The organism is Herminiimonas sp. CN (assembly GCF_000622895.1).
Taxonomy (GTDB): domain Bacteria; phylum Pseudomonadota; class Gammaproteobacteria; order Burkholderiales; family Burkholderiaceae_D; genus AVCC01.
Window position 1 is genome coordinate 14,195 of record NZ_AVCC01000016.1, and the last position, 24,433, is coordinate 38,627.

Here is a 24,433-nt window from a genome sequence, read left to right on the forward strand (position 1 = left end):
CGTGGCCCGATACTCGGGCATAACTTAACCGGAGCACGCATTGTGAATACCTCTCTATATTTTCTGGTGGTGGTGATCTGGGGCACGACCTGGATCGCGATCAAGATGCAGCTGGGCAGCGTCGCGATTCCGCTCTCGATCGCTTACCGTTTCGGGCTGGCGGCGCTGGTGCTGTTCGGCTTGCTGGCTGCGACCGGGCGCTTGAAACGCCCTCCGGCCGGGGCCGGTAAGCTGCTGCTGGCGCAGGGCGTGACCCTGTTCTGCGTGAATTTTCTGTGTTTTTACTATGCCAGCCAATGGATTGCGAGCGGGCTGGTGGCGGTGGTGTTTTCCAGCGCGCCGTTGTGGAATGCGCTCAACGGCCGCTTGTTCCTGGGGCGCAAGATCACTCCGCAAGTGATGGGCGGCGCGGCGCTGGGGATGAGCGGCATCCTGGCGCTGTTCTGGCCCGAGATGCGCCATCACACTGCCAGCGCCCATACCTGGCTGGGTCTGGGTCTGGCGCTGCTCGGCACCCTGAGCTTTTCCGCCGGCAACCTGCTGTCGAGCGCGCTGCAGGCACGCGGCCTGACGCCGCTGTCGACCAATGCCTGGGCGATGCTGGTCGGCACCGCGATCCTGCTAGCCGGGGTGGCGGTCAGCGGCACGCCGTTGTCCATGGATTGGAGACCGACCTATCTGGGCGCCTTGCTGTATCTGGCGATTCCCGGTTCGGTGGTGGGCTTTACCGCCTACCTGATGCTGGTCGGGCGCATTGGCCCCGACCGCGCCGCGTACTCGACGGTACTGTTCCCGGTGGTGTCGCTGAACATATCGGCCTGGCTGGAAGGCTATCACTGGACCGCCGTCGGGCTGGGCGGCTTGCTGCTGGTTATAGCCGGAAATGTGCTGGTATTTTGCCAGCCGCGTCTGGCTCCGGCATTGCCGGTGCCGGTTCGGGCCGAAGGCAGCGGCGGCTAGGAGTCTGCGCGGCAGAAGCGCAATCCTGTCATTCAATGACCGATGGTACGCACATCCTTGATTGGTAATCGGCATGTTTCTGGTGTCTGCCTGCGATTGGATATCGGGCAGAGAAAATTTTTCTGGTGCATTCATCATGATCCTTCCTGCGCTGCCGGCAGGTATTCAATTTGCATTAAAACCGGCAACCGCGCTGTCTACTGCTATGCGTTCAGTTCCCGCTTTCCATGCAAATTGAAACCGCCTTCCGTACCTTACCGGGTTACTGGAATTTGGCGGGAAACTGCTTGGCCAACGCGCCTGTCAGAGCATCGGCGATTACATACATGTGATTCTTCATCGCTTCCCAGGTTTTTGCTTCCTCTGCATATTGCTTATTGTGCCATTGCTGGATCTCCAGCACATGATGGCCGACGTGCGCCAGCAGCAGGCTGCGCAGGGTGTCGAGCGGCAGATACGGATTGGCTCCGCTTAGAAATATGGCGATTTCGCCGGCGTTGTCGGTCAGCGCTTTCATTGCAAGCTCCTGCTTGGGCTTGCTGTCGGCGAGCGCAGCTTCCAGGTATTGCTTGACCGCGCCATAATGGCCGGCCAGTAAGCTGAACAATTTTTCGGATGCCGGCTTGCCATAAAACGGCTCGATCGCCGCGGCTATCTGCTTGGCATTGGCGACCACTTCGTTTTCTGCGGCACTGGCTTCGGCAGCGTTTCCGACACTGGTTGCCAGCACCACGTTTCTGACCCAAAACACATGCCCAACCCACAGGTCGCGCAGCGCCGCACCGGTTTGCTCTGTCTTGGTGGAGGTCGCGCCGTTTTTGGCATCCTTGTATTGATGCTGCGCTTGTGCCTGCATACCGGTGCTTAAGAGGGCGACAGCGGCGATGGAAGCCAGCATATTGCGTTTCGATAGGTTCATAACGGTCTCCAAAAATGTCTTAGTGTTTAACTAGAATAAATCACAATAGTGAGTTTGTACAGTTTTTTATGTTTAAACTGTTTTTCCTATTTTTAGTGGTATACAATGTGTTCTGAAGCAGGGTGGCCAGAGAACCGCTTGCAGAAATTGAAGGAGAGTAGATGCTTGAAACATTGGGAATTAGGCAAAAGGAATTGCTGAAGTTATTGCTTAAGAAAAAAGCAGGCATGACGGCGGATGAGCTGTCAGAGCAACTGGCAATCACGCGCAATGCGGTGCGGCAACATCTGGCCGCATTGGAAAACGATCGGTTGGTCAGAAAAAGCGCAACCCGTCCGTCGGGCGGGCGGCCGCAACAACTCTACGCGCTCACCGATAAGGGACATGAACTCTTTCCGCGCCATTACTCGTGGCTGGCGCAGTTGCTGCTTGAATCGATGCAGGACGAGGCCGGTGCGGATGCCGTTGGCGAGCGCTTGAGCATTCTCGGCGAACGGGTTGCCGCACAATTGCGCAGCCAGCATCCTGCATTGCAGCAACCGCAAGAGGCGGTGCAGGAGCTCGCCGCCATCATGGAACAGATGGGTTATGCTGCGTGCGGCACAGTGGATGCCAGCAATACCCCGGTGATCGAGGCGGATAACTGCGTTTTTCACAATCTCGCGATGCAAAACCCGGACGTCTGCAAATTCGATCTTGCACTACTATCGTCTTTCACCGGTAGTACGGTCGAGCACCATGAATGCATGGCCAAGGGCGGGAACGTCTGCCGCTTCAAGTTTCATCCAAAAAAGGGTTGAACTGAGCAGAACAGATGAGGTTCTTAAAGGTATTTTTCGCATATGAATTGATGTCATGCACTTGCCCGCAAAAGACACAAAAAAAGCACGAACCGGCTCACCTCATCACCCGGTGAGTTTTGTGCAAGTATGGGGTATTGTAATTTTTATCGTATTTTCCGCATATATTCATTGCGCATACTAAATATACTCAAGCCATAAATTAATTTTATCAGGGCTCTCCTTTGCTCAGTAAAACTGCACTGGCGCCGCTCGACATTCTATTTTTTGCGCTTTTCGTGGATATTGTTCCCTTCCATAATGAACATGCGTAATATCAGATCGGAATAAGTTTTGGATGTTTTGCCCCAGTGAGTAGTGACTGCGAGGATATCGTTGCTGTCGCGATGTGGATGGATGGCTTCGGGCGGGATTGCGTCTTACACTATGTCTGTACGCATCGATATCGAACCGAACGGGGCGGTAATCGGTATTTCGTTCAAACCGGCGGCAAACCTTTTTGAGGCAGAGTGACCGATCCGGTCAGTTCACAATTTTACGTATCTGCACGGCGCAAGGCCCGGCTTTGTGCCGTGTATTTGCGTTGACGCCAGGTTACATGGCCTTAGCGACCCTGAACGACGCTATTTAATTGATAAAAGAGGAAAACCATGAGCACACAACCCAATATAATTTTGTCATCGCAAGATCTGGATCGGCTGGAGACTTTGCTCGCTGCATTGCCGATGAATGCTTTTCCCGGCAAGGCCGCGTTGCAGGCCGAACTGGACCGCGCCGAGGTGGTGGAGCCGCAACAAATACCGCCCACGGTAGTGACGATGAACTCCACCGTGCGTTTCGCCATTGAGCCGTCGGAAGATGAGTTTTGCCTGACGCTGGTCTACCCGAAGGATATCGACGGCGCTGCCGACCGGATTTCGATACTGGCCCCAATCGGCAGCGCCCTGCTGGGACTTGCCACCGGCGACCATATCGAATGGACCAAGCCGGGCGGCGGCGTTTTGAAGGTGCGCATTGTGGAAATCGTCTATCAGCCGGAACGCGCCGGGGAGTTCCATCGCTAGCAATCGCGCAGGCCATTGCCTCCGGTCGGCCGGTAAATATCCATATCGGCCGACCGCTATTCAATATTGCTGCACATCAAAAGTAATCTTGATTCATATCATTTTTTTATTTGTTGCGTGTAGTATGTGAGCTTATGAAAGCGTACTTTCGCTCCTTGCTGCTTGCGTTGCTGTTCTGCTCGATACATGCCGCGCAAGCGGCGGGCGGGCCCGATTGCACGCGGCTGTTGACGCTCGCCTTGCACGATCACGGTTTGTTGTATTCGTCGCAGACCGATGCCGGAATCGACAAGGATTTCGCGGATGAATTGATGCGCCGCAGCGGCTGCACGATTACCGTCACCGTCATGCCGCGCGCCAGAATCTGGCAATTGATCGAGTCGGGGGCGCTGGATTTCAGCCTGTCGGGGATCACGAACGAGGGGCGCGATACCTTTGCCGGTTTTGCCTGGTATTTTTCCAACAAGTATTATTTGCTGGTGCGCAAGGATGCCAGGGTGCAGCAACTGGATGATTTTGAAAACAATCCGAAACTGATGTTGGGCGTCATCCGCAGCTTCCGTTACAGCGAGAACGCGAACCGCCTGGTGGACAATCTCAAATTGGAACGGCGCGTCGATTATGCTGCGCGCTTGGAACCGCTGTATCAGATTCTGGCGCTCAACCGTATCCAGGGAATGATTATCGAGCCTTTCGATTATCCGCAGGTGGAGAGCGGTTCGATCAGATCGCTGACGACCATTATCGATCTCAATGACGCCGCCATGCCGCATGGCCTGATCATGTCCAAGAAGACCATTTCGCCTGCGGAGCAGGAAAAATGGCGGACGCTGGTCAATCGGATGCGCGCCGATGGCACTGTGCTGCGTATTTTTGAAAAATACTTCAATCCTGACCTTGCCAGGTCGCTGGTTACTTTCTAACAAACATGAAGAGTCGGCTTCGCTATCAAATTCCGGCCTTGCTTATTCTCGCCGCTTCACTTGGCATTACCTATCTGCTTTGGCGGCATGAGCAATACAATGCCGCCCTCGATCAGGCAAAGAGTTTCGACTTCAATTTGCGCGAAGCTACCAGCAGTATCGAGCAGCGCATGGCGGCCTACGAACAGATATTGCGCGGCGCGCAAGGCTTGTACGCCGCTTCCGGAGAGGTGGATCGCAGGGAGTTCCAGACCTACATCAACGCCCTGCAACTGGGAGCGAATTATTCCGGCATCGAGGGCGTCGGCGTCATGCCTATCGTGCCGCATGCGCAAAAAGACGCCCACATTGCGGCCATGCGGCAACAAGGTTTTCCCAACTACACCATAACGCCTGAAGGCCAGCGGGAAATATACACGCCGGTGATTCAGCTCGAACCATTCGTCAACCGCAATCTGCGGGCGCTGGGCCATGATCCTTACGCGCTTCCATCGCGCCGCAGCGCGATGGAGCAGGCGCGCGATTCGGGTGCGCCCGCCATCACCGGCAAAGTCAGGCTGATACTGGAGACCGAAACCGACGTTCAGCCCGGTTTTGTGATGTTTCTGCCAATATACAAAAAGGGCGTGCGCAGCGACACCGTTGCCGCGCGCCGCGCCAATATCATCGGCTGGGTGGTCGCGCCTTTTCGCATGAACAACCTGATGGCAGGCCTGTACGGCAAGCGCGCCTCGATGGCCGACATCAAGATCTACGATGGTGTTGAAATGACGCCGCAGACCTTGCTGTACGACTCGCAGGCGGGTAGCGGCAAATCGCCCAATACCCGCAATACGCTGATCGAGGCGATCGAATACATCGAGGTTGGCGGCCGCACCTGGGCTCTGGCGATCCGCTCTGTGCCCGAGTTCGGCGCCCTGCCTGGCAAGGATGGTTCGCGCCCGATCGCGATTGCCGGCATCGGCCTGAGCCTGCTGCTGACCCTGCTCAGCTGGACGCTGTTGTCGGGGCGCGCGCGCGCCATGGCGCTGGCGCGGGAAATGACCCGGGAATTGCGCGACAGCGAAGCGCGCTTTCGCCACCAGGCGCAACACGATGGCCTGACCGGCTTGCCGAACCGGGCGCTGTTCGGCGACCGCCTGGAGCAGGCGCTAGCGCAGGCCAAGCGTCAGCGCAAGCGCTTGGCCCTGATGTTCGTCGATCTCGACGCGTTCAAGCCGATCAACGACAACCTGGGGCACCATGTCGGTGATTTCCTGTTAAAGGAGGTTGCCATCCGCATGCAGCAGCATGTGCGCGCATCGGACACGGTGGCGCGCATTGGCGGCGACGAATTCGTCGTGCTGCTGTCTTCGATCGAGGAGGAGCAGGATGCGTTGCTGCTGGCGGAAATGATCCGCGGTGCCATCAGCCAGCCGTTCAAGACGCCGGACGGGAAAGTCCTAAGCATTTCTTCCAGCATAGGGGTGGCGGTGTATCCGGAAAATGGCCAGGATGAAATCCAGTTATCCAGGAATGCCGACAGCGCGATGTACCGGGCCAAGCAGAACGGCCGCAATGCCGTGCATGTATTTGAGGCGAAAATCGCTTGCTGATGCCTGGATTTTTTTGCAACGAAGTCATTAAAATGGCTGTCGGAGCTTTGGCATAAAATTTCGGAGAATCAACAGAAATGTATTGTTTTACAGGGTATTTCTTAAAAATCGGCATCAAGCCTTGAGATTAAAGGATTCTGAAATGGCACAGACACTGTTATCCGGCATTGCCCGACTGACTGCAGCAACGCTGTTGGCCGCTGCCACCATGGGTGCTTCGGCAGCCGACCTGTTGGACACCGTGAAGGCGCGCGGCACGCTGAAGGTCGCGCTGGAAGGGACTTTCCCGCCGTTCAATTTCAAGGACAAGCAAACCAATGAATTGACCGGGTTTGATGTCGATGTGGCAAAACTGGTGGCGGCCAAGCTGGGCGTCAAGCCGGAATTCATCACCACCGAGTGGAGCGGCATCCTGGCAGGGCTGGCGAACGGCAAATACGACGTGATCGTCAATCAGGTCGGCGTGACCGCGCAACGGCAGCAGGCATTCGATTTTTCCGATCCGTATACGCTGTCGAGCGGGCAATTGATCGTGCAGAAAAACGAGAAACGGGTATTCAAGGGCTTCGATGACCTGAAAGGAAAGAAGCTGGGCGTCGGGCAGGGCACCAACTTCGAGCAGAAGGCCAAGAGCGTTGGCGGGATCGAAGTCAAGAGCTATCCGGGCGCGCCCGAGTATCTGCAGGATCTGGCCAGCGGCCGGATCGATGCGGCGCTCAACGACAGCCTGATGGTGTCGTACCTGCTGAAAACCTCAAATCTGTCGCTGAAAGCAGGGGCGCCGCTGGGCGACATGGATAAAATGGCGATCCCGTTCCAGAAAAACAATCCGAAGTTCAAGGCGGCGATCAACAAGGCGATTGCCGACATCATCAAGGACGGCAGCTTCAGCCAGGTGTCGAACAAATGGTTCGGCCGCGATGTCAGCAAGGCTCCGGCCGCCCAATAAATACGCATCAAGCTGGCCCGAGGCTATCCCCGCATGCGCTGCCGGGATATAAGGATCAACATGGAACTTTGGGAGTTGCTGCGGCAGGCTGCACCGGTCTTGTTCAAGGGCGCCGGCTACACGCTGCTGTTTGCGCTGGCCTCGATGGGCGGCGGGCTGGCGCTCGGCTTCGTGCTGGCGGTGGCGCGCATCGCGCGCTGGAAGGCAGTGCAGGCGCCGGCCGCGCTTTACGTCAGCGTGATGCGCGGCACCCCGTTGCTGGTGCAGGTATTCGTGATTTATTACGGCTTGCCCAGCATCGGCGTCGAGTTTTCGCCGGTTGCGGCCGGGGTGCTGGCCCTGAGCCTGAATGCCGGCGCGTATCTGTCGGAAAGCATCCGCGGTGCGATTCTCGGCGTCGGCAAAGGCCAGTGGGCTGCCAGTTACAGCCTCGGGCTCGGCTATCTGCAAACCCTGCGCCATGTCGTCATGCCGCAAGCGCTGCGCATCGCGGTGCCGTCGATGAGCAATACCCTGATCAGCCTGATCAAGGATACCTCGCTGGTGTCCGTCATCACCGTCACCGAGCTGATGCTGGCGACCAAGGAGGTGATCGCGGTCACCTTCCGCCCCTTGCCTTTATATTTGGCGGCAGCGGCGATCTACTGGTGCCTGTGCCTGTGCTTTGAAATGCTGCAGCGCCGTCTGGAGCGCCGGTTGGAGCGGGCGCACAGCCAGGATTAGGATGGTTTTAATTTTTTAAAATAGGAGTAGGGTGCGCCATGCGCACCGCTGCAGCGATTGTCGTGCTGCGACGATGAATGGTGCGCATGGCGCACCCTACAATGCATTTAACGCAAATCCTGACAATTAAAAATCAGGAGTATATGCATAAAGCATGCAATTTCAGTATTATTTTACGTGGATGTGAAAAATACCAGGTCGTGTATATATTTGTGCGGGAGCCGCGCAAAACGCGCGCGGTGCCCCGATTTACGAGCAGGAATCTTAACGCGCGCTATGGCGCTCGATCCATTGTTCGAATGCTAGCAGGAATTTCTGCATGAAGTCGCGCGTGGCGTCGCTGGCAATCGCCCCGTTGTCGTCGAACAGGCTGCCGGCGTTGCCGATGTAGGCTTCGGGCTGGGTCATCGCCGGCACGTTCAGGAATACCAGCGACTGCCGCAAATGGTGATTGGCGCCGAAGCCGCCGATGGCGCCCGGTGAGACGCTGATGACCGCGCCCGGTTTGCCGTTCCATGCGCTCTGGCCATACGGACGCGAACCGACGTCGATCGCATTTTTCAGCACGCCGGGCACCGAGCGGTTGTATTCCGGCGTGATGAACAATACCGCGTCGGCTGCCTCTACCTGCTGCTTGAATGTGCTCACCGTTGCTGGCGGCGCGGCCTCGAAATCCTGGCTGAACAGGGGCAGATTGCCGATTTCGACTATTTCCAGCTTGAGCGAGGGCGGCGCCAGCGCAATCAGCGCATGTGCCATTTTCCGATTCAACGACTCCTTGCGCAGGCTGCCGACCAGAATTGCTACATTTTTGGTGGTAATCATGATGATCCTTTGGTGAAGAAACAAAATTTTTGTTCAAACACAAAAAACCTGCCATCTCCCAAGAAAACGAGAAAGGCCGGATCAATAATACGGCACAAATCGGGTGTGCGGAAATGCCGGAATGTTGCTGCAACTCACAGGGCGGTTCCCGCTGTGCCGGCACGCCGGCCTGGCCGGATTGCGCCGGATTAAATCTTGGCTACCACGCCGGCCTGGCCGGATTGCGCCGGATTAAATCTTGGCTACTTTGGATCGCACATCCTACACTGGACAATGCCGCCGCCTGATGACGATTTTGCCGGGCGGCGCATGACGCCATTTATTGGCGTTGTATCGATACGGGTCATTGAGAAGGAGACAAAAATCATGGCAAATCCATTCGTGCATATCGAATTGCACACCGGCGACCTGGAGCGCGCCAAGGCGTTTTACACCCAGTTGTTCGACTGGAAGCTGGAAGATGTCGCGGCGCCCGCCGGCGGCGTGCCCTACACCATGATCAAGGTGGGCGAGGGCACCGGCGGCGGCATGATGATCAATCCGGCGCCGCACGCGCCGCCGCACTGGCAAGCCTATGTCGGGGTGGCCGACATCAAGGCCAGCACCGAAAAGGCCAGGTCGCTGGGCGCAACCATACTCCAGGACGTGATGGAGATAGGAGAATACGGCTGGATCAGCGTGATTGCCGACCCGACCGGCGCCAGTTTTGCATTGTGGCAAGGAAAGGAGGGCTGCGCCTGAGTTGTCTTTACAGTTTTTCCAATTCTTCCTGCTGTTCCAGCCATTCCGCTTCCAGTTGCGCCAGGTCCTTGGTGTAGAAGGTCTGGTCGGTAAGCAGGGTTTTCAGGCGGGCCTTGTTGGCGGCGTCGTAGATGCCGGGCTCGGCCAGCTGGGCGTCGATCTGTGCTTTTTGTTCGTTACGCTTGGCGATTTGCTCTTCCAGGCGCTTGATCTTGCCTTCGAGCGGCTTCCTGAGCGCAGCGGTTTTCTGGCGCTGTTCGGCTTCCTGCCGTTTCTGGTCGCGTTTGTCGACGACCGGCGCGGCGGCTACCGGAGCCACCTTCGGCAGGTCTTCGGATTTATCCTTGTGCACCGGCAACACGTCGGTGCCCTTGCCGAGCTTGGTCTGGAACAGCCAATCCTTGTAGTCGTCCAGATCGCCGTCGAACGGCTGCAGCTTGCCGTTGGCGACGATGATGAACTGGTCGGTGGTGGCGCGCAGCAGGTGGCGGTCATGCGAAACCACCACCAGCGTACCTTCGAACTGCGCCAGCGCGTCGGTCAGCGCTTCGCGGGTTTCCAGGTCCAGATGGTTGGTCGGCTCATCCAGCAGCAGCAGGTTGGGGCGCTGCCAGACGATCAGCGCCAGCGCCAGGCGCGCCTTTTCGCCGCCGGAAAACGGCGCGATCGAACTGGTGACCATCTGGCCGGGGAAGTTGAAGCTGCCGAGGAAGTTGCGCAACTCCTGCTCGCGCACGGTCGGCGCGATCTTGGCCAGATGCCATAGCGGCGATTCGTCGTGGCGCAGCATTTCGACCTGGTGCTGGGCGAAGTAGCCGATGGTCAGGCCCTTGCCGGTGGTGAAGGTGCCGGTGACCGGATCGATGTCGCCGGCGATGGTCTTGATCAGCGTCGATTTGCCGGCGCCGTTGACGCCCAAGAGGCCGATGCGCTGGCCGATCTGCAGCGAGAAGTTGATGTTGTTGACGATGACCTTTTCGCCGACCTGGTCGCCGTACTCGTCCTTCAGCTTGTAACCGGCATTCACGTCTTCCATCACCAACAGCGGATTCGGCGCATTCAAGGGTTCGCGGAATTCGAACGAGAATTCGGCGGCGGCGCGGATCGGCGCCAGTTCCGCCATCTTTTCCAGCGCCTTCATCCGGCTCTGGGCCTGGCGCGCCTTGCTGGCCTGCGCCTTGAAGCGGTTGACGAAGGATTCCAGATGGGCGCGCTGGCGGTTCTGCTTTTCCATCGCGCCTTGGGCCAGGATCATCTGCGCGGCGCGCTGGCGCTCGAAGCCGGAGTAGTTGCCGGAATAGCGTTTCAGCTTGCGCTCGTCGATGTGGACGATCACGTTCACCACTTCATCCAGGAAGTCGCGGTCATGCGAGATGATCAGGAGCGTGCCGGTGTAGCGTTTCAGCCAGTCTTCCAGCCAGATGATGGCGTCCAGATCCAGATGGTTGGTCGGTTCATCCAGCAGCAGCAGGTCGGACGGGCACATCAGCGCCTGCGCCAGGTTCAGCCGCATGCGCCAGCCGCCGGAGAAGCTGGCCACCGGCTGCTGCATCTGCTCCAGCGTGAAGCCCAGGCCCAGCAGCAGTTGCTCGCCGCGCGAATTGACGGTGTAGGCGTCGGCGTCGGCCAGCGCGCCGTACAGGTTGCCGATCGCGATGCCGTTCTCAATGCTGTCCGGCTGCGCTTCCAGCGCCGCCAAGTCCGCTTCCAGGCGGCGCAATGTGATGTCGCCGTCGATCGCGTAATCGAGCGCCGCGCGGACCAAAGGCGGGGTTTCCTGCGCGACGTAGGCGACCCGCCATTTGGCGGGATAGTCGATTTCGCCCTGGTCGGCGTGCAGTTCGCCGCGCAACAGGCCGAACAGGCTGGATTTGCCGGCGCCGTTGGCGCCGATCAGGCCGATCTTGTCGCCGGGGTTGAGGGTGACGTCGACGCTCTCGAGGAGGGGCTTGATGCCGCGCATCAGGCTGACTTGCTGGAACCGAATCATAATTAATTTCTAAGGAGTATGCAGTAAAATAATATCATTGCCGCATATATTTAAAGTGCTTATTAAAAATACAAATGGGAGTATGACCGTGAGATCAGACTCCCGCATTGCGTATGCAGCGTTTTGAAAACTTATTGTTTCAATTGCTGCTTCAATTGCTGGGCGGTGATCAAAAATACCATGTCGTCGCCGGCGCTGGTGGTAACCCAGGTCAATTCCAGCTCGGGAAACGCGGCTTCGGCGAACGCGCGCTCATTGCCGATTTCGACCATCAGTACGCCGTTATCGTTCAGGCGCTGGGCCGCGCCGGCGACGATTTTGCGCACCAGATCCATGCCGTCGCCGCCGCCGGCCAGGGCAATTTGCGGCTCATGCAGGTATTCCTGCGGCAGTTGCCCCATCGAGCCGCTGTTCACATATGGCGGATTGCTGACGATCAGGTCGTATTTTTTGTCCGGCACGTTAGTGTACAGGTCGGACTCGATCAGGGTGATGCGTTCCTCCAGGTCATAATCGGCAACATTAATGAATGCGACATCCAGTGCATCGCGGGAGATGTCGGCGGTATCGACATGGGCGTTCGGGAACGCATCGGCCAGCATGATCGGCAGGCAGCCGGAGCCGGTGCACAGCTCCAGGATGTCGGTCACGCTTTCCGGGTCGGCGACCCAGGGCGAGAAAAACGTCGGGATCAGTTCGGCGATGAAGGAGCGCGGCACGATCACGCGCTCGTCGACGTAGAAGCGGTAGCTGCCGAGCCAGGCTTCATGGGTGATGTAGGCGGCCGGCACCCGGTCGGCGGCGCGCCGTTCGATGACTTTCAGCACGGTTGCAACTTCTTCCGGCAGCAGGCGCGCATCCAGAAACGGGTCGAGCGTTTCCAGCGGCAGCTGCAGCGTGTGCAGGATCAGGTAGGCGGCTTCGTCCAGCGCATTGCTGCTGCCGTGGCCGAAGAACAGCTTTTCGGTGTTGAAGCGCGTGATCGCGTAACGGAACAGGTCGCGCGGGGTGGAGAACGGGTGGGTTGGCGTCGGATGTGTCATTGGTATGTCGGTATCAGGTCAGCAGGTTTTCCAGCGTGCGGCGATAGATGTTCTTCAGCGGCTCGATGCAGCGCAGCTCGACATATTCGTCGATCTTGTGGATGCTGCCGTTAGGCGGGCCGAATTCGATCACTTGCGGGCAGATTTGCGCGATGAAGCGGCCGTCCGAGGTGCCGCCGGTGGTCGACAGGTCGGCGTCGATCCCGGTCTCGGTCTTGATCGCGTCGCACAGCGCGTCGCTCAGTGTGCCGCGCGGCGTCAGGAACGGGTAGCCGCTGATGGTCCAGCGCAGGTCGTATTCCAGGCCGTGCTGGTTGAGAATTTCGTGTACCCGCTGCTGCAAGCCCTCGGCAGTGCTGGCAGTCGAGAAGCGGAAGTTGAAGTCGATCACGATTTCGCCCGGGATCACGTTCGAGGCGCCGGTGCCGCTGTGGATGTTCGACATCTGGAACGAGGTCGGCGAATAGTATTCGTTGCCTTGGTCCCAGACCTCGGCCGCCAGTTCGGTCAGCGCCGGCGCGGCCAGGTGGATCGGGTTCTTCGCCAGTTGCGGATAGGCGATGTGGCCCTGGATGCCCTTGATGGTCAGCTTGCCGGCCATTGAGCCGCGGCGGCCGTTCTTGATGGTGTCGCCCAGATCAAAGGACGAAGTCGGCTCGCCGACGATGCAGTAGTCGAGCTGTTCGCCGCGCTCGCTGAGCCGGTTGCAGACCACCACGGTGCCGTCGGTGGCCGGGCCTTCCTCGTCGCTGGTGATCAGGAAACCGATCGAGCCCTGGTGGTCGGGATGGGCGGCGATGAATTCTTCGGTGGCGACCACGAAGGCGGCAATCGAGGTCTTCATGTCGGCGGCGCCGCGGCCGAACAGCTTGCCGTCGCGCTGCGTCGGTGTAAACGGCGCCGACTGCCATTGCTCGACCGGGCCGGTCGGCACCACGTCGGTATGGCCGGCAAACACCACCAGCGGCTGCGTTGTGCCCTTGCGCGCCCACAGGTTGGTGACCTCGCCGGACTGGATGGTCTCGCACGCGAAGCCGAGCGGGGACAGCAGCTCGATCAGGCGCTGCTGGCAGCCCTGGTCGTGCGGCGTGACGGAGGTGAGCGCGATCAGTTCTTCAGTCAGCGCGAGGGTTTTGCTCATGGTTTTGGCGTAAAAATCTGTTGGTAAAGGGCATCGGCAAAGCCGACATAAGAGTGTTGTGCAGCCGCGTTGGCAATGGTCAATACCGGCCGCTTGATGACGGACGGCGCTGCGCACATCAGCGCCATCGCGCTGGCGGCATCGGTCACGCCGGCTTTGCGCGCATCGTCCAGCGCGCGCCAGGTGGTGCCCTTGCGGTTAAGCAAGACTTCCCAGCCGTTATCCTGCAGCCACGCTTCGATCAGGGCCGGCGTTACGCCATCCTTCTTGAAATTGTGAAAGGTGTGGGGCAGCGCATGGGCATCGAGCCAGCTGCGGGCTTTTTTGACGGTAGCGCAGTTGGGGATGCCGTACAGCGTGATGTTCGGGTTGGAGTCATTCATGGGTTGAAGGTGAATTCGGTAAACGAAGGCTCGTCCGTCCGGCCGGCCGGGGCTTCCGGCGGCGCCAGTTTGCTCGATTGCTCGTTATTGTTGAGCTGCCACAGCAGGTTGGTGGGCGAATCGGCATTGGCCAGGCCTTCTTCCTGCGAGATCGCGCCGTTCTTGATCATCTGCAGCAGGGTTTGCTCGAAAGTCTGCGAACCGGGCGACAGGCTTTTTTCGATGGCTTCCTTGATCTGGGTGATTTCGCCTTTTTCGATCAGTTCCGATACATGGCGGGTGTTGAGCATGACTTCGGACGCCGCCAGACGCTTGCCTTCGGGCGAACGCACCAGTCGTTGCGAAATGATGGCGCGCAGCGTCGACGCAATGTCGAGCAGCAGCGCCGGCCGGTTTTCGATCGGGTAAAAGCTGATGATGCGGTTCAATGCGTTGTAACTGTTGTTCGCATGCAGGGTGGCCAGGACCAGATGGCCGGACTGCGCATAGGCGAGCGCGGCCGACATGGTTTCCTTGTCGCGGATTTCACCGATCAGGATGCAGTCGGGCGCCTGCCGCAGCGAGTTCTTCAGCGCGATCTCCAGGCTGGCGGAATCGGTGCCGATTTCGCGCTGATTGACGATCGAGCGCTTGTTGTTGAACAAAAACTCGATCGGATCTTCCAGCGTCAGGATATGGCCGGTGCGCAGCTCGTTGCGGTAATCGAGCATCGAGGCAATCGTGGTCGATTTGCCGGAGCCGGTGGCGCCGACCAGCAGGATCAGCCCGCGCTTGTCCATGATCAGTTCCGACAGTACGCCCGGCAGGCCCAGCGTGGCGAGCTCCGGAATGATGTGCGGGATGAAGCGCAACACCGCCGAAATGGTGCCGCGCTGGCGGAATGCGGAGAGACGGAAGCGGCCGACATCGCGTACCGGAATGCCGATATTGAGTTCGTTTTCCTGTTCCAGCTTGGTCAGGTCGGCTGCGGACAGCACTTCGGACAGCAGCGCCCGGATGTGCTGCATGTCCATCTTCTGCTGATTGATCGGTATCAGATTGCCCTGGATTTTCAGGTGGATCGGCGAATTGATGGTCAGAAACATGTCCGACGCACCTTTTTCCTTCATCAGGGAAAACAAACGATCCATGCTCATCCTGCGCTCCCGACTGGTCTGTTGTGTAAATGATGGATGCTGCGCATGTTCATCATGGAGAAAATGGTGCCCACGGAAGACACGAAAAAGGGCGCCGGACGCGCCGGCGCAAGAAAAATATACTGTTGCTGGTATATTTCATAACCGCAATAAAACTGTGCGGAGGGCACTGTAAAATAACGATACCCCTTGTTTTTCCGCGTTCTGTTATTCTGTTCGTGGGGTGCGCCACGCGTGGGTGGTGCGCATGGCGCGCCCTACATAACGTTTCAGGCGTCGCGCAGCAATTCGTTGATGCCGGTCTTGGAGCGCGTTTGGGCATCGACGCGCTTGACGATCACCGCGCAGTACAGGCTGTACTTGCCGTCGGCCGACGGTAGGTTGCCTGACACCACGACCGAGCCGGACGGGATGCGGCCGTACGTGACTTCGCCGGTGGTGCGGTCGTAGATCTTGGTCGACTGGCCGATATACACGCCCATAGAAATCACCGAGTTCTCCTCGACGATCACGCCTTCGACGATCTCGGAGCGGGCGCCGATGAAGCAGTTGTCCTCGATGATGGTCGGGTTGGCCTGCATCGGTTCCAGCACGCCGCCGATGCCGACGCCACCCGACAGGTGGACGTTCTTGCCGATCTGCGCGCAGGAGCCGACGGTGGCCCAGGCATCGACCATCGTGCCTTCATCGACATACGCGCCGATGTTGACGAACGACGGCATCAGGATCACGTTCTTGCCCAGGAAGCTGCCGCGGCGGGCAACTGCCGGCGGCACCACGCGAAAGCCGCCTTTTTCGAAGTCGGCTGCGGTGTAATTGGCGAACTTGGTCGGCACCTTGTCGTAAAACTGCATGTGCTCGCCGGACGGCATGACGATGTTGTCTTCCAGCCGGAACGACAGCAGGACCGCTTTCTTGACCCACTGGTTGACGACCCAGTCGCCGCTGTCCTTCTGCGCCACGCGCAGGCTGCCGTCGTTGAGTTGTTCCAGCACGTGGGCAACGGCGTCGCGCACTTCGGCGGGGGCGGATTTCGGTGAGTAATTGGCGCGGTCTTCCCACGCGGCATCGATGATTTGCTGGAGTTGCTGGGTCATTGGAGTGCTCTTGTACGTTAATGGTTGATTGGTGCGTGGTTAATTGTTGTTGCGTGCTTTTGGGCGAATGCGACGATGCGGCGCGCCGCTTCCAGGCATTCGTCGACCTCGGCCACCAGGGCCATGCGGATGCGGTTGCTGCCCGGATTGACGCCGTGCGCTTCGCGCGCCAGGTAACTGCCCGGCAAAACCGTCACATTATATTCGGCATACAGTTGCCGCGCGAATTCGACATCGGACAGCCCGCTGCGGCTGACATCGGCCCACAGGTAGAAGCCGGCATCGGGCAAATCGACCTCCAGCACCGTTTGCAGCAGCGGCGTGACCTGGCTGAATTTCCGCTGGTACTGGGCGCGGTTTTCCACTACATGGGCTTCGTCGTTCCAGGCGGCGATCGAGGCGGCCTGCACCGGCGGGCTCATCGCGCCGCCCTGATAGGTGCGGTACAGCAGGAATTTGCCCATCAGCTCGGCGTTTCCGGCCACAAAGCCGGAACGGATGCCGGGCACGTTCGAGCGTTTCGACAGGCTGGAAAACACGATCAGGCGCGGATAGTCGCCGCGTCCCAGTTTGTGCGCGGCTTCCAGCGCGCCCAGCGGCGCTTCCGGCTTGAAATAGATTTCGGAATAGCATTCGTCGGAGGCAATCACGAAGCCGTAGCGGTCGGACAGCGCGAACAATTCTTGCCAGTCATCCAGCGTCAGCACCGCGCCGGTCGGGTTGCCCGGCGAGCAGACATACAGCAATTGCACGCGCGGCCAGACGGCTGCCGCAACGCCGGCATAATCCGGCGCAAAGTTGCGCGCCGGATCGGAATTGACGAAATACGGTTCGGCGCCGGACAGGTAGGCGGCGCCTTCGTAAATCTGATAAAACGGATTCGGGCACATCACCAGCGCGTCGCCCCGGGAGCGATCGACCACGGTCTGCGCCAGCGCAAACAGGGCTTCGCGCGAACCGTTGACCGGCAGGATCTGGCTGGCCGCGTCGAGTTTGGGCAAGTTGTAGCGCCGTTCCAGCCAGCCGGCGATCGCGCCGCGCAGCGCATCGCTGCCGGCGGTGCTGGGGTAGCTGGCCAGGCCGGCCAGATTATCCGTCAGCGCCTGTTTTATGAAGGCCGGCGTCGCGTGTTTCGGTTCTCCAATGCCGAGGCTGATCGGGCTGAACGCAGGATTCGGCGTGACGCCTGTAAAGAGCTGCCGCAGTTTCTCGAAAGGGTAGGACTGGAGCTTTTGTAGGAGTGGATTCACGGGGCAAGGGACGAGTGATTGACGAAAATGAAGCGATTTATGCTTGGAGCCAAACCGGGATCGCGCCATTATACCGATGTGCGCTTGGTGTGCACTGCAGCAAGCGAGGCTCAAAATGGCTCGGTAAAGTGTATCATTGCGGCTTTTTACGACAGGTTTTCCCTTATTATTAGGCGATAATCGTCAGCCTGTAATTTTTCAAGAGAAGAACTGCCTCCAACGTGCGCCTATCGTCCATTAAATTATCGGGATTCAAGTCCTTCGTTGAACCGGCGCATTTCCAGGTGCCGGGGCAACTGGTCGGGGTGGTGGGGCCGAACGGCTGCGGCAAGTCGAATATCATCGATGCGGTGCGCTGGGTTCTGGGCGAATCCAAGGCTTCCGAGTTGCGCGGCGAATCGATGCAGGACGTTATTTTCAACGGTTCGACGCACCGCAAGCCGGCTGGTCGCGCATCGGTCGAGCTGATTTTCGACAATGCCGACGGCCGCGCGTCCGGCGCCTGGGGGCAATACGCGGAAATCGCGGTCAAGCGCACCCTCACGCGCGACGGCACTTCCAGCTATTACATCAATAACCAAGTGGTGCGGCGGCGCGATATTCAGGATATCTTCATGGGCACGGGGCTCGGGCCGCGCGCCTACGCGATCATCGGCCAGGGCATGATTTCCCGCATCATCGAGGCGCGCCCGGAAGAGTTGCGGGTTTTCCTGGAAGAGGCCGCCGGCGTCTCCAAATACAAGGAGCGCCGCCGCGAAACCGAAAACCGGCTGCACGACACGCGCGAGAATCTGCTCCGGGTCGAAGACATCCTGCGCGAACTCACGGTCAACCTCGAAAAGCTGGAAGCGCAGGCGGCGGTAGCGCAAAAATTTCGCCAGATGCAGGCCGAGCAGGACGAAAAGCAGAAGTTGCTGTGGCTGTTGCGCAAGAATGAAGCGCTCATCGAGCAGCAAAAATATTTCCGCGAGATCGAACAGGCGCAAACCGACCTGGAGCAGCACACCGCCCAGTTGCGCCATGTCGAGCTGGAACTGGAGCAGATGCGCCAGAGCCATTACGCGACGGGCGACCGCATGCATCAGGCGCAGGGCGAGCTGTACCAGACCAATGCCGAGATCGGCAGCCTGGAAGCGCAGATCAAGTTTGTCATCGAGTCGCGCAACCGGCTGCAAAACCAGCTGGCCGCATTGACCGCCCAGCGCGACCAATGGCAGCGTCAAAGCCAGCAGAACCAGGATCAGTTGGCTGAGGCCGAATTCAGCCTGGAAGAACAGGCCGCGCTGGTCGAGCATGCGCAGCAAGTGCTGCAGCAGGCCAGCGACAAGCTGCCGCAGCTGGAACAGGACTGGCGCACCGCGCAAGCCAGCACCACCGAATCGCGCGCCAGGATCATGCAGGCGCAGCAGCAGATCGAGCTCGAATCGGCGCATCAGCGCAATGCGTCGAACATCCTGAACGGCCTGAGCGCGCGGCGCGAACGGCTGGCGCAAGAGAAAAGCGGGTTGCAGATGCCGGACAGCACGCATCTGGCCGATCTGAAAATGCAGCTGGAAGAGAAGCAGGCGGCGCTGGAAGAAGCGGCGCAGCAACTGGAGATCGCCCAGGAGCAGCAACCGCTGCTGGAGCAGGAGCGCAACGAGGCGCAGGCGCAGGTCAATCAGGAGGCGGCCGCCAACGCGCAGCTGGAGGCACGCTTGCAGGCGCTCAGGCAGTTGCAGGAAAACGTTCAGACCCAGGGCAAGGTGCAACCCTGGCTCGACAAGCACGGCTTGGGCGAATTGCCGCGCCTGTGGCAGAAGATGCAGATCGAGCAGGGCTGGGAAACCGCGCTGGAGTCGGTGCTGCGCGAGCGCACCGCAGCGCTGGAAGTCTCGAATCTGGACTGGGCCAAGGCCTTTTTCAGCGATGCGCCGCCGGCCAAGCTGGCGCTGTTCTCGCCGAATGTCGTGATGGCGCCGCCGGGCGACGATGCGCCGGCCGGATGCAAGCCGCTGCTGAGCCTGTTGAAACTGAACGACCCCGGCTTGCGCGCTTTGCTGCAGGACTGGCTGCAGGGATTTTTTGTGGCGGAGGACGCTGCCAGCGCCTTCGCGCAGCGCAATGATTTGCCCCTGGGCGGCTGTTTCGTGACCCGCCAAGGGCATCTGATCGGCCGCGCCAGCGTGCGTTTTTACGCCGCCGACTCCGAGCAGGACGGCATGCTGGCGCGCCAGCAGGAGATCGAAAACCTCGGCAAGCAGCTGCGCGCCCAGCAATTGCCGGCCGAGCAAGCCCGGTCGCGTGCGGTGCGGGCCGAGGCGGCGCTGTCGCAGGCGGCGCGGCAATTGCAGGACAGCCGCCAGAGCGTCGCCAGCCTGACGCAAGCGGTGCACGGCCTGCAGATGGAAGTCGTCAAATTATCCGAAGTGCAGGAACGCTTCAACCAGCGCAGCGGCCAGATTGCCGGCGATTTGGCTGAAATCGCCGGGCAGGAAGCCGAGCAGCAACAGGCCAGGGTCGAATCCGAAGCCCGTTTCGAAGAACTGGATGCCGCGCTGGCCGAGTTGCAGGGCGCGCACGAGGATGGCCAGACCGCCTACCTGGAAAAAGAGTTGCAGTTGGCCGACGCCAGGCAGCGCCTGCGCGAGCTGGAACGGGCCGCACAGGATGCGGTATTTGCCGAAAAGTCGCAGCGCAGCAAGATGGATGAGCTCAAGCGCAATATCGCCACCGCGCTGGAACAGTCGTCGCAGCTGGCGGTGACGATGCAACAGGGGACGCTGGAGCTGGAAGGCCTGAACGACCAGACCACCGACGCCGGCCTGCAATCGCTACTGGAAAAGCGCAGCGAGCAGGAGCGCGCGCTATCGGACGCGCGCCATGAGCTCGACCAGATCACCCAAAAGCTGCGCCATCTAGAAGACGGGCGCGCGCAAACCGAGCGCAATCTGCAGCCGCAGCGCGACAAGATCATGGAGTTGCAGTTGAAGGAGCAGGCCGCGCGCCTGAATCAGGAGCAATTTTCCCAGCAATTGCGCGACGCCGAGGCCGACGAGCCCGCCCTGAGTGCCAAACTGGGGCCGGATCTGCGGCCGTCCTATCTGCAGGGCGAAGTCACGCGGCTGACCAATGCCATCGCCGCGCTGGGTGCAGTCAATCTGGCTGCGCTGGACGAACTGGCGCAGGCAGCCGAGCGCAAGAACTTCCTGGATGCGCAGAATGCCGACCTGACCGAAGCCATCAATACGCTGGAAGATGCGATTCGCCGCATCGACAAGGAAACCCGCGAGCTATTGCAGGAAACCTTCAACCAGGTCAATGGCCATTTTGCCGAACTGTTCCCGATCCTGTTCGGCGGCGGCCAGGCCAGGCTGATGATGACCGGCGATGAAATCCTCGATTCCGGGGTGCAGGTGATGGCGCAACCGCCCGGCAAAAAAAATGCAACAATTCACCTTCTTTCCGGCGGAGAGAAGGCCTTGACAGCCACTGCGCTGGTGTTTTCCATGTTCCAGCTCAATCCCGCCCCGTTTTGCCTGCTCGACGAAGTCGATGCGCCGCTGGACGATTCGAATACCGAGCGTTTTTGCAATATGGTCAAACGCATGTCTTCGAAAACCCAGTTCCTGTTCATCTCGCATAACAAGATCGCGATGGAAATGGCGCAACAATTGATCGGCGTAACGATGCAGGAACAAGGGGTATCCCGTATTGTGGCGGTGGACATGCAGTCCGCCGCCAATTTCGCTTTAGAGGGCCAAGCCGCATGACAGACCTACAAATCAGCTTAATCGCCATCGGCGGCACCATCGTTGTCGGTGTCATCTCCTACAACAAATGGCAGGAACACAAGTCCAGGAAAAGCGTTCAACGCGCTTTTTCAAACGATCATGACGACGTCCTGATGCAGCCTGCGGCAGCCGCCGACGGCGCTCCCGATACCCGGCACGAACCCAGCTTTGCTGCGCCCGACACCAGCGCTGCTGACGCCGACGAAACTGCCGACGCGGTTCCTGCGGATGCTGCCGCCAGGGACGCTGCGGATGCGCAGATGCCGTTGCCGGCGCAGGATCTGCCGCTCGACCCGCTGATCGACTGCAACATCCCGCTAATGCTGGAAGGCACAGTGCATGGCGCACAGATATTGCCGGCGCTGCAAACCCTGGGCCAGATCGGCGGCAAACCGATTCATTTCATCGGCCTGCGCGAGGATCAGGTGTGGGAAGCGGTGCGCAGCGGCGGCACCTACAGCGCGCTGCAGGCAGGCGTGCAACTTGCCAACCGCAGCAGCGCATTGAACGAGCTGGAGTATTCCGAGCTGGTGATGCGGCTGCGCGAGGTGGCCGATCAGCTGGGCGCCGAACCCGATGTGCCCGATATGGCCGAAGTGGTCGATGTTGCGCGCGAACTGCATAGCTTCATCACCGAACATGACGCGCAATTAGGCATCAATATCCGCAGCAACGGTGCGCCGTGGGCGCTGGACAGCTTGCGCACGATGCTGGAAAAACAGGGCTTCGAGCAGCGCCCGGACGGCCGCTTCAGTATGCCCGACGGCGACGGCGGCAATCTGTTTCTGCTGTCGGCCAACGCGCCTGCCGGCGCCGCCACCACGGCCCGGCTCACCCTGTTGCTGGAGGTGCCTTGCGTGGCGCCGCTGCGCGACGGTTTCGGTGCGATGACCGCTTGCGCCCGGGTGATGGCCGGCAAACTGGACGGATCGGTGGTCGACGATGGCGACCAGATTCTGTCGGGGGAAGCACTGGCCGAAATCGCCGCCCAGGTCGCCGCGTTCTACGATGACATGGAGGCCGCGGAAATCCCGGCCGGCTCGAATCGGGCGCAGCGCCTGTTCCGCTGATGCCGGCCGCATCCTTTCCGGCCCCCGACCCGGCCGACTGGCAGGCGCGCGCAACCTGGCTGCGCGCCGAGCTGGGCCGGCACAACATCGCCTATTACGTATTTGACCAGCCGACCATCCCGGACGCCGAATACGACAAGTTGTTCCGCGAACTGCAGGCGCTCGAAGCCGCGCATCCCGAGTTGATATGCGCCGATTCGCCGACCCAGCGCATCGGCGCGGCTCCGCTCGGCCAGTTTTCGCAGGTCACGCATTCGATGCCGATGCTGTCGCTCAACAACGGCTTCGAGGAAGCCGACATCGTCGCCTTCGACCGTCGCGCCCGGGAAGCGCTGGGTTATCACCGGCAGGAAGTCGAATACGCGGCCGAGCTGAAATTCGACGGCCTGGCGATCAATCTGCGCTATGAACATGGGATCTTCGTTCAGGCGGCCACCCGCGGCGACGGCGCCACCGGCGAGGACGTGACCGAAAACATCCGCACCGTGCGCGCGATCCCGCTGCGGCTGAATACCGCCACGCCGCCGGCGCTGCTCGACATCCGCGGCGAAGTCCTGATGTACAAGGCCGATTTCGCCCGCCTGAATGCACGCCAGCGGGCCGCCGGACAAAAGGAATTCGCCAATCCGCGCAATGCCGCCGCCGGCAGCCTGCGCCAGCTCGATTCGCGCATCACGGCCCAGCGCGCACTGCGTTTTTTCGCCTACGGCATCGGCGCGCTGGAGGGCGCGGAACTGCCGCCGTCCCATTCAGCACTCCTCGACTGGTATGTCAGCATGGGAGTACCTGTCTGTAACGAACGCAATACATGCGGTGGCGCGGCTGGCCTGCTGGAGTATTTTAATGCTATCGGGCAAAAGCGTGCCCAATTGCCGTATGACATCGACGGCGTGGTGTACAAGGTGAACTCCGTTGCCGAGCAGCAAAAACTGGGCTATGTGTCGCGCGCGCCGCGCTTTGCGCTGGCGCACAAGTTTCCTGCCGAGGAGGCGCTGACGCTGGTGGAGGATATCGAGGTCCAGGTCGGGCGCACCGGCGCGATCACGCCGGTGGCGCGGCTGGCGCCGGTGTTCGTCGGCGGCGTCACGGTGACCAATGCGACGCTGCATAACGAGGACGAGGTCAACCGCAAGGACATCCGCATCGGCGACACCGTCATCGTGCGCCGCGCCGGCGACGTGATACCGGAAGTGGTGGCCCATGTGCCCGAACTGCGGCCGCAGGATGCGCGCCGTTTCGTCATGCCGCGCCACTGTCCGGTGTGCGGCTCGGCCATCGTGCGGCTGGAAGACGAGGCGATCGCGCGCTGCTGCGGCGGCTGGATCAAGTGTGCGGCCCAGCGCAAGGGCGGTCTGCAGCATTTCGCCTCGCGCAAGGCGATGGATATCGAAGGCCTGGGCGAGCAACTGATCGACCAGTTGGTCGACCGCCAGGTCGTCACCACCGCCGCCGACCTGTACCAGCTCGGCCTGACCGGGTTGGCCGAACTTGAGCGCATGGCCGACAAATCAGCCCGGAACGTGCTGGATGCGCTGGAAAAATCGAAGTCGACCACGCTGGCGCGCTTCATCTACGCGCTGGGCATCCGGCATGTCGGCGAGGCCACCGCCAAGGCGCTGGCCAGCCATTTCGGCACGCTGGACGCCTTGCTGCAGGCGTCCGATGCGCAATTGCTGGAAGTGGCCGACGTCGGCCCGGTGGTGGCCGGCTCGATCATCGCGTTCTTTGCCGACCCGCTGAATCTCGAACTGATCGCGCAATTGCGCGCGGCCGGTGTCCGCTGGGAAGAAAGCAGTACCGCCGAAGCCAGGCCGCGCCCTCTGCTCGGCCAGACCTTCGTGCTCACCGGCAGCATGCCGACCCTGACCCGCGACGTGGCTGCTGCGATGATCGAGGCGGCGGGCGGCAAGGTCGCCGGTTCGGTCTCCAAAAAAACCAGCGTGGTGGTGGCCGGGGAGGACGCCGGCAGCAAGCTGGCCCGTGCGCAGGAATTGGGCATTGCCATCATCGATGAAGCAGGTCTGCTGCGCCTGTTGCAGGAACATTGAAAA

22 protein-coding genes are annotated in these 24,433 nt (G+C 60.1%); 13 read left to right on the plus strand and 9 right to left on the minus strand.

The genetic code is table 11. The annotated features are described in order from the left end of the window. Positions 1–42: 42 nt before the first annotated feature. Both HMCN_RS0105565 and HMCN_RS19150 read left to right on the plus strand, forming a co-directional pair. Positions 43–960 (plus strand): DMT family transporter, encoded by a 918-nt coding sequence (locus HMCN_RS0105565; RefSeq protein WP_025916444.1) that lies wholly within the window; start codon positions 43–45, stop codon positions 958–960. Between the two features lie 73 nt (positions 961–1,033). Then, a complete protein-coding gene (locus tag HMCN_RS19150) occupies positions 1,034–1,198 on the plus strand; it encodes a hypothetical protein (RefSeq protein ID WP_155837419.1) in 165 nt (54 codons plus the stop codon). 24 nt (positions 1,199–1,222) lie between these two features. Here HMCN_RS19150 and HMCN_RS0105570 read toward each other — a convergent pair whose 3' ends face one another. Beyond that, positions 1,223–1,879, minus strand: coding sequence for a hypothetical protein (locus HMCN_RS0105570; protein WP_025916445.1), 657 nt, complete (start codon positions 1,877–1,879; stop codon positions 1,223–1,225). A 161-nt stretch (positions 1,880–2,040) separates the two neighbouring features. Between HMCN_RS0105570 and HMCN_RS0105575 the strand changes: the two genes are divergently transcribed. The 6 genes from HMCN_RS0105575 to HMCN_RS0105600 all read left to right on the plus strand — a co-directional run bounded on the left by HMCN_RS0105575 (position 2,041) and on the right by HMCN_RS0105600 (position 7,933). Further along, a complete protein-coding gene (locus tag HMCN_RS0105575) occupies positions 2,041–2,679 on the plus strand; it encodes a metalloregulator ArsR/SmtB family transcription factor (RefSeq protein WP_025916446.1) in 639 nt (212 codons plus the stop codon). 650 nt (positions 2,680–3,329) lie between these two features. Next, complete coding sequence (gene rnk / locus HMCN_RS0105580; RefSeq protein WP_025916447.1) at positions 3,330–3,743, plus strand: nucleoside diphosphate kinase regulator; 414 nt, start codon at positions 3,330–3,332, stop codon at positions 3,741–3,743. Between the two features lie 134 nt (positions 3,744–3,877). Further along, positions 3,878–4,666 carry an ABC transporter substrate-binding protein gene (locus HMCN_RS0105585; protein WP_025916448.1) on the plus strand — a complete coding sequence of 263 codons (789 nt, stop codon included), beginning with the start codon at positions 3,878–3,880 and terminating at the stop codon, positions 4,664–4,666. A 5-nt stretch (positions 4,667–4,671) separates the two neighbouring features. Continuing rightward, complete coding sequence (locus HMCN_RS18225) at positions 4,672–6,261, plus strand: CHASE domain-containing protein (RefSeq protein WP_081801422.1); 1,590 nt, start codon at positions 4,672–4,674, stop codon at positions 6,259–6,261. Between the two features lie 142 nt (positions 6,262–6,403). After that, positions 6,404–7,210, plus strand: coding sequence for a transporter substrate-binding domain-containing protein (locus HMCN_RS0105595; RefSeq protein WP_025916450.1), 807 nt, complete (start codon positions 6,404–6,406; stop codon positions 7,208–7,210). A gap of 60 nt (positions 7,211–7,270) precedes the next feature. Beyond that, positions 7,271–7,933, plus strand: a complete 663-nt coding sequence (locus HMCN_RS0105600; RefSeq protein ID WP_025916451.1) for an amino acid ABC transporter permease — start codon at positions 7,271–7,273, stop codon at positions 7,931–7,933. Between the two features lie 264 nt (positions 7,934–8,197). Here HMCN_RS0105600 and HMCN_RS0105605 read toward each other — a convergent pair whose 3' ends face one another. After that, positions 8,198–8,758, minus strand: a complete 561-nt coding sequence (locus HMCN_RS0105605; protein ID WP_025916452.1) for an NADPH-dependent FMN reductase — start codon at positions 8,756–8,758, stop codon at positions 8,198–8,200. Positions 8,759–8,787: 29 nt separating this feature from the next. Here HMCN_RS0105605 and HMCN_RS19155 point away from each other — a divergent pair, with 29 nt between their 5' ends. Both HMCN_RS19155 and HMCN_RS0105610 read left to right on the plus strand, forming a co-directional pair. Beyond that, complete coding sequence (locus tag HMCN_RS19155; RefSeq protein ID WP_155837421.1) at positions 8,788–9,045, plus strand: hypothetical protein; 258 nt, start codon at positions 8,788–8,790, stop codon at positions 9,043–9,045. Positions 9,046–9,124: 79 nt separating this feature from the next. Then, positions 9,125–9,499, plus strand: a complete 375-nt coding sequence (locus tag HMCN_RS0105610) for a VOC family protein (protein ID WP_025916453.1) — start codon at positions 9,125–9,127, stop codon at positions 9,497–9,499. Positions 9,500–9,506: 7 nt separating this feature from the next. On the opposite strand, the gene HMCN_RS0105615 is transcribed toward HMCN_RS0105610, so the two are convergent. The 7 genes from HMCN_RS0105615 to dapC form a co-directional block, all read right to left on the minus strand. After that, positions 9,507–11,489, minus strand: a complete 1,983-nt coding sequence (locus tag HMCN_RS0105615; RefSeq protein ID WP_035625980.1) for an ATP-binding cassette domain-containing protein — start codon at positions 11,487–11,489, stop codon at positions 9,507–9,509. 131 nt (positions 11,490–11,620) lie between these two features. Continuing rightward, positions 11,621–12,532, minus strand: coding sequence for a 50S ribosomal protein L3 N(5)-glutamine methyltransferase (prmB, locus tag HMCN_RS0105620; RefSeq protein ID WP_025916455.1), 912 nt, complete (start codon positions 12,530–12,532; stop codon positions 11,621–11,623). A gap of 13 nt (positions 12,533–12,545) precedes the next feature. Continuing rightward, positions 12,546–13,673: a succinyl-diaminopimelate desuccinylase gene (dapE, locus tag HMCN_RS0105625; RefSeq protein WP_025916456.1), complete on the minus strand. Its 1,128-nt coding sequence runs from the start codon at positions 13,671–13,673 to the stop codon at positions 12,546–12,548. Then, the gene (locus HMCN_RS0105630) at positions 13,670–14,056 is read right to left on the minus strand and encodes an ArsC family reductase (RefSeq protein ID WP_035625983.1); all 387 of its coding nucleotides are present in this window, start codon (positions 14,054–14,056) and stop codon (positions 13,670–13,672) included. Before HMCN_RS0105630 ends, dapE begins: the two co-directional genes overlap by 4 nt. Next, a complete protein-coding gene (locus tag HMCN_RS0105635; RefSeq protein ID WP_025916458.1) occupies positions 14,053–15,192 on the minus strand; it encodes a PilT/PilU family type 4a pilus ATPase in 1,140 nt (379 codons plus the stop codon). Before HMCN_RS0105635 ends, HMCN_RS0105630 begins: the two co-directional genes overlap by 4 nt. A 269-nt stretch (positions 15,193–15,461) precedes the next feature. Beyond that, complete coding sequence (gene dapD / locus HMCN_RS0105640; protein ID WP_025916459.1) at positions 15,462–16,289, minus strand: 2,3,4,5-tetrahydropyridine-2,6-dicarboxylate N-succinyltransferase; 828 nt, start codon at positions 16,287–16,289, stop codon at positions 15,462–15,464. Positions 16,290–16,306: 17 nt separating this feature from the next. Beyond that, positions 16,307–17,539, minus strand: a complete 1,233-nt coding sequence (gene dapC / locus HMCN_RS0105645) for a succinyldiaminopimelate transaminase (protein ID WP_025916460.1) — start codon at positions 17,537–17,539, stop codon at positions 16,307–16,309. 221 nt (positions 17,540–17,760) lie between these two features. On the opposite strand from dapC, the gene smc reads away from it, so the two are divergent. From smc to ligA, 3 genes are read left to right on the plus strand one after another with little or no spacing between them, the layout of a single operon-like run. Continuing rightward, on the plus strand, positions 17,761–21,291 hold the full coding sequence (gene smc / locus HMCN_RS0105650) for a chromosome segregation protein SMC (RefSeq protein WP_025916461.1): 3,531 nt from the start codon (positions 17,761–17,763) through the stop codon (positions 21,289–21,291). Next, positions 21,288–22,382, plus strand: coding sequence for a cell division protein ZipA C-terminal FtsZ-binding domain-containing protein (locus HMCN_RS0105655; RefSeq protein ID WP_025916462.1), 1,095 nt, complete (start codon positions 21,288–21,290; stop codon positions 22,380–22,382). Before smc ends, HMCN_RS0105655 begins: the two co-directional genes overlap by 4 nt. After that, positions 22,382–24,430, plus strand: a complete 2,049-nt coding sequence (gene ligA / locus HMCN_RS0105660; protein ID WP_025916463.1) for an NAD-dependent DNA ligase LigA — start codon at positions 22,382–22,384, stop codon at positions 24,428–24,430. The genes HMCN_RS0105655 and ligA overlap by 1 nt, the downstream gene beginning before the upstream one ends. Positions 24,431–24,433 lie beyond the last annotated feature (3 nt).